Origin of the sequence: Verminephrobacter aporrectodeae subsp. tuberculatae At4 (assembly GCF_000193225.1) — a bacterium.
GTDB classification, from domain to species: domain Bacteria; phylum Pseudomonadota; class Gammaproteobacteria; order Burkholderiales; family Burkholderiaceae_C; genus Acidovorax; species Acidovorax aporrectodeae.
In genome coordinates this window covers 1-218 of sequence record NZ_AFAL01000634.1, presented here as the reverse complement: position 1 = coordinate 218, position 218 = coordinate 1, and the positions used below count along the sequence as shown (strand labels likewise).

1 protein-coding gene is annotated in these 218 nt (G+C 64.2%); it reads right to left on the bottom strand.

Going from position 1 to position 218, the window contains the following annotated elements; translation table 11 throughout:
* A partial coding sequence (locus tag VTU_RS28495) for a SwmB domain-containing protein (RefSeq protein WP_010107207.1) occupies positions 1–218 on the bottom strand: 218 nt, incomplete at both ends.

Below are 218 nucleotides of genomic sequence, written 5' to 3'. Positions count from 1 at the left end.
GTGGCGAACGACAAGTCGATGCTCTTGGCCGTTGAATTCACGGTGACACTGGTGACCGTCTTGGCGACCCCATCCACGAGCACCGTGAAGTCCCCGGCGGCCGGCTTGCGGGCCGGGTCCGTGTGCAGGTTGTTCGCGTCGCTGAATCGGAGCACCACATCACCGGTATAGCCGCTGATCGCAGGGGCCTGGAATCCGCCGCCGGTGGTAATCAGCTG